Annotated in this window: 5 protein-coding genes and 1 tRNA gene; all 6 read left to right on the plus strand. The window is 49.8% G+C overall.

From position 1 onward, the window contains the following. The first annotated feature begins 36 nt into the window (after positions 1–36). Positions 37–113: transfer RNA gene (locus V5298_RS19745), tRNA-Asn, on the plus strand. 133 nt (positions 114–246) lie between these two features. Next, the gene (rsxA, locus tag V5298_RS19750) at positions 247–828 is read left to right on the plus strand and encodes an electron transport complex subunit RsxA (protein ID WP_332933139.1); all 582 of its coding nucleotides are present in this window, start codon (positions 247–249) and stop codon (positions 826–828) included. After that, entirely contained in the window at positions 828–1,397 is a 570-nt protein-coding gene (gene rsxB / locus V5298_RS19755) for an electron transport complex subunit RsxB (RefSeq protein WP_332933140.1), read from the plus strand. The genes rsxA and rsxB overlap by 1 nt, the downstream gene beginning before the upstream one ends. 2 nt (positions 1,398–1,399) lie before the next feature. Further along, on the plus strand, positions 1,400–3,475 hold the full coding sequence (gene rsxC / locus V5298_RS19760; RefSeq protein ID WP_332933141.1) for an electron transport complex subunit RsxC: 2,076 nt from the start codon (positions 1,400–1,402) through the stop codon (positions 3,473–3,475). 4 nt (positions 3,476–3,479) lie between these two features. Beyond that, positions 3,480–4,547 (plus strand): electron transport complex subunit RsxD, encoded by a 1,068-nt coding sequence (gene rsxD / locus V5298_RS19765; RefSeq protein ID WP_332933142.1) that lies wholly within the window; start codon positions 3,480–3,482, stop codon positions 4,545–4,547. Positions 4,548–4,553: 6 nt separating this feature from the next. After that, a partial coding sequence (locus V5298_RS19770) for an RnfABCDGE type electron transport complex subunit G (RefSeq protein ID WP_332933143.1) occupies positions 4,554–4,941 on the plus strand: 388 nt, incomplete at its 3' end.

Here is a 4,941-nt window from a genome sequence, read left to right on the forward strand (position 1 = left end):
GGGAGGGGGAGCCAACTTTTCAATGACTATTTCGGTTCCCCCTTAGCTCAGTTGGTTAGAGCGACGGACTGTTAATCCGCAGGTCCCCCGTTCGAGTCGGGGAGGGGGAGCCAACTTCTTCGCTACAACAACTATTCTCATCAAGTTGTGTATCGCTCCACAAAAAGCGATAATACCCGCCGAAATAATAAAATACGCTTTCTTCTTGTAATTTGTGCAACCTGGTTTACGTTGACGACTTATTTTATGACTGACTTTTTCTTACTTCTTGTTGGTACCGTGCTGGTAAACAACTTTGTGCTGGTGAAGTTTCTGGGCCTCTGTCCATTTATGGGCGTATCCGGAAAGCTTGAAACCGCGCTGGGCATGGCGATGGCAACCTCCTTTGTCCTTACGCTGGCCTCGGTCTCCAGCTACCTCGTAGAAACCTATTTGCTGGTGCCTCTGGGCATCGGTTATTTGCGCACCTTAGCGTTTATTTTCATCATTGCCGTGGTTGTCCAATTTACCGAAATGGTGGTGCACAAAACCAGCCCTACTCTCTACCGATTACTGGGCATTTTTCTTCCACTGATTACCACAAACTGTGCCGTATTAGGTGTTGCGTTACTGAATCTAACTGAACAACATAACTTCATTGAAAGCCTCATATATGGCTTCGGTGCGTCTGTGGGCTTCTCCCTTGTGCTTGTACTGTTCGCCGCCATGCGCGAGCGGATCGCAGCGGCTGATGTCCCGGTGGCATTCAAGGGGGCTTCCATCGCCATGGTCACGGCGGGATTAATGTCCTTAGCCTTCATGGGATTTAGTGGCTTGGTGAAAGTGTAATGAGCATGACCGTTGCCTTAATTACTGTTGGTCTTCTTGCCCTTGCGTTCGGCTTACTCCTTGGCTATGCCAGCATTCGCTTTAAAGTGGAGTCAGACCCATTGGTGGATCAAATTGACGAAATCCTCCCCCAAACTCAGTGTGGGCAATGCGGATATCCCGGTTGTCGCCCCTATGCTGAAGCCATCGCAAACGGTGATGAAATTAATAAATGCCCTCCAGGAGGAGAAGCAACCATAAAAAAACTGGCCGACTTAACCGGTAAGGAAGCCAAAAGCCTTGATGCGTCCCATGGCGAAGAAGATATTAAAAAAGTCGCATTTATCCGTGAAGATGAATGTATCGGTTGTACCAAGTGTATTCAGGCCTGTCCTGTGGATGCGATTTTAGGTGCTGCCAAACACATGCACACCGTCCTGACCAATGAATGTACTGGCTGCGATCTGTGTGTGGATCCCTGCCCTGTTGATTGTATTGATATGGTACCGGTTACCACCACCACGTCATCATGGCGCTGGGACTTTGAACAAACGCCTAGAGGCGACATTCCTGTAAAAATGGTATCTTAAACGTGCAGTTACCTCAGTTTGAAGACATTATTTCGCGGTTAGGCAAGGGTCAAACCTGGTCATTTTCTGGCGGTGTTCATCCCTTAGGAAACAAACACCTTTCAAATCAAACCTGTACCGTGCGCCCTCCGCTACCGGAAGTATTCATCGTGCCGGTGCGCCAGCATATTGGTACGGATGGGAAAATCCTGGTGAGTGAAGGTGATTTGGTCAAAAAAGGTCAGCCGCTAACACAGAGCAGTCAGGCATTTGCCGTTCCCGTACATGCGCCCACCTCGGGCACCGTCATCGCCATAGGCGATCACGTAACGGCACACCCTAGTGGGCTGTCGGAGACCTGTATACAAATTAAACCCGATGGCCATGAGACCTGGGATAGCCTTGAAGTATCGACGAATTACACCGAGTTAGATAAACGCGACCTCGTTGCCCAGATTTGTAACGCTGGCATTACTGGCATGGGAGGCGCAGGCTTTCCAACGCATATCAAAGCCTCCGGTAGTAAAACGGTGGAATTTCTCATCATCAACGGCATTGAATGCGAACCCTATATTACCGCCGATGATCGGCTCATGCGGGAGCAATCTGCATCAATTCTAGAGGGGATTGATATCCTCACTCACCTTCTTTGCCCTCGTGCTGTGGTGATTGCCATAGAAGATAATAAGCCGGATGCCTTTGAGGCCATCAAACAGGCATGTCAGTCGCGCTCTGATATCCATGTGATTGCCGTCCCCACCAAATATCCTGCTGGCGGTGAAAAGCAATTAATACAAATACTCACAGGTCGGGAAGTGCCCAGAGACGGCCTGCCCATTGACGTGGGCGTTACCATGTTCAACGTGGGAACCTGCTTTGCTATCGCCGATGCCATACTGCGGGGTAAACCCCTCATAGAACGCATTGTAACGGTTACCGGCAAAGCCGTTGAGCGACCCGGCAACTATTGGGCTTGTATTGGCACACCGGTGAACCATCTGCTGAAGGTGGCAGGATACCTTAGTGATAAGCAATCCCAGCCCGAAGTGATCATGGGCGGCCCAATGATGGGGTTTACCTTAAACGATGCGGCGGTACCTGTGGTTAAAATCACAAACTGCCTGCTTGTTCCCGCAGATGATGAACTGACACACGGCAGTAATGAGCGCGCATGTATTCGCTGTAGCGCCTGTGCCGATGCATGCCCGGTACATTTGTTGCCACAACAACTGTTTTGGCATAGTAAAGCCAAAGAATATGATAAAGCACAGGATTATAATCTGTTCGATTGTATTGAATGTGGCGCCTGTGCGTATGTTTGTCCTAGTGAAATTCCCCTTGTGCATTATTATCGAAAGGCAAAATCCGATATTCGCGTTGAACGGGATGAACGCAACAAGGCAGATAAAGCCAAGGCCCGTTTTGAAGCCCGTAAAGCCCGTTTAGAGCGCGAAAAACTAGAACGGGAAGCTAAGCATCTAAAAGCCAAAGAAGCCCGTTTAGCGGCCACTGACAACAAAGCATCCACCAGCTCCAAGGATAAAGTGGCTGCCGCATTGGCAAGAGCCAAAGCCAAACGCGCCGAGCAATCTGCCACGGCAGACACAAAAGTGGATACCAAAGAAACCGCGCCGACGGCAAATGACAACAAAAAAGCTGCGGTTGCTGCTGCCATTGCTCGGGCCAAGGCGAAAAAAGCGGCTCAACAGGCATCCCAACAAGGGGATTCGTCACCTGCCAAAACAGCTGATACTGCGGACAACACAGCGGATAACTCAGCGGACAACACGGTGACTACCGAGCCGCCTCAAGATAACGTTGTGGATGCTCAGGCGGAAAAAAAGAAACGGGTTGCTGCCGCCGTTGCTCGGGCCAAGGCGAAAAAAGCGGCTCAACAGGCATCCCAACAAGCGGAGACGCCACCAGTTCAAACCCCAGATACAGCGGGCAGCGCAGCGGACAACTCAACGGACAGTACGGTGACTACCGAGCCGTCCCAAGATACCGTTGTGGATGCCCAGGCGGAGAAAAAGAAACGTATCGCCGCTGCTGTTGCAAAAGCCAAGGCCAAAAAGGCCGCTCAAGAAAAGAATAAGTAGTCTAATGAAGCTGACACTCTCAAGTTCACCTCATATGCACAATGACCGCGACACCAGTCAGGTCATGCGAATGGTATTGTATGCGATGTTGCCCGGCGTAATCTGTCAGGGCTATTTCTTTGGCTGGGGCGTATTTATTCAAGGTGCCATCGCCGTATCCACTGCCCTTGCCGTAGAAGCGGCGATTCTTGCCTTACGTAAAAAACCCGTGGCAAGAAACCTCGGTGATTACAGTGCAGTACTAACCGCCTGTTTACTTGCCGTCAGTATACCACCGGCCTTGCCTTGGTGGATGACCGTTATCGGCGTGATCTTTGCCATTGGCATAGTCAAACAACTCTACGGTGGCTTAGGTTACAACCTGTTTAATCCAGCGATGATCGCCTATGTGGTTCTATTAATTTCCTTCCCTGCGGCCATGACCCAATGGATGCCACCGGCTTCGTTACACGCAGTCACACTCAGCTTTAATGACATGCTTCATTTAATTTTTACCGGCTTTACCCAAAGCGGGCTAAATCTGGAGCAAGCATTACGCCCTATGGATGGCGTTTCTTCGGCCACCCCCTTGGATCACCTTAAAACCGGTCTCACCCAAGCTTCTACCTATCATGAACTATTAACCAGCCGGGTGTATGAAGGCGGTCCGTTTGCCAGTAGTGGCACAGGGTGGGCTTGGGTCAGTCTCAGTTATCTCGCCGGCGGGCTTTTTCTGCTAAAAACGAGAATTATCAGCTGGCATATACCCATCAGTTTAATGGTCAGTATTGCCGTTTTTGCCACCGCTCTTCACCTTATAAACCAAGACATTTACGGTTCAGCGCTTTTTCACCTAATTAACGGCAGTGTGTTGTTTGGTGCCTTTTTCATCGCCACCGATCCTGTGTCGGCATCCACCACGGCAAAAGGGCGTATTATTTTCGGTGCCATGATCGGTTTTTGGATCATTATCATCCGCAACTTCGGCGGCTACCCTGATGCCGTCGCCTTCGCCGTGATCATCATGAATATGGCCGTGCCGCTTATCGATTACTACACCCAACCACGTACCTATGGCCATAAGGGAAAGTAATTATCCATGAATAGTATTTTAAAAAATGGCGTTATGCTGGGTGCTTTTGCCCTTGTTACCACTGGATTAATTGCCACAACTTTTTTTGGTACCGAGGCGAAGATTAAAGAGCAACAGCAAAAGCGTCTGCTCTCAGTGCTCAATGAAGTTGTACCAGAAACCCTGTACAACAATTCCCTGTACCAAGATTGCACGGAAGTCATCGATCCATTGTTGGGGAATAATCAAGTTCATCATGTATATCGGGCCCGAATGGATAAGGCACCGGTGGCATTGGCACTTGAGACCACGGCACCAGACGGTTACAGTGGTAATATTGAGCTTGTGGTTGGTGTGGATACTAGCATGACTGTTTTAGGCGTTCGCTCAGTGGATCACAAAGAAACCCCAGGGC

The sequence above is a fragment of the Alteromonas sp. 14N.309.X.WAT.G.H12 genome, from assembly GCF_036697315.1.
In the GTDB taxonomy this organism is placed as follows: Bacteria; Pseudomonadota; Gammaproteobacteria; order Enterobacterales; family Alteromonadaceae; genus Alteromonas.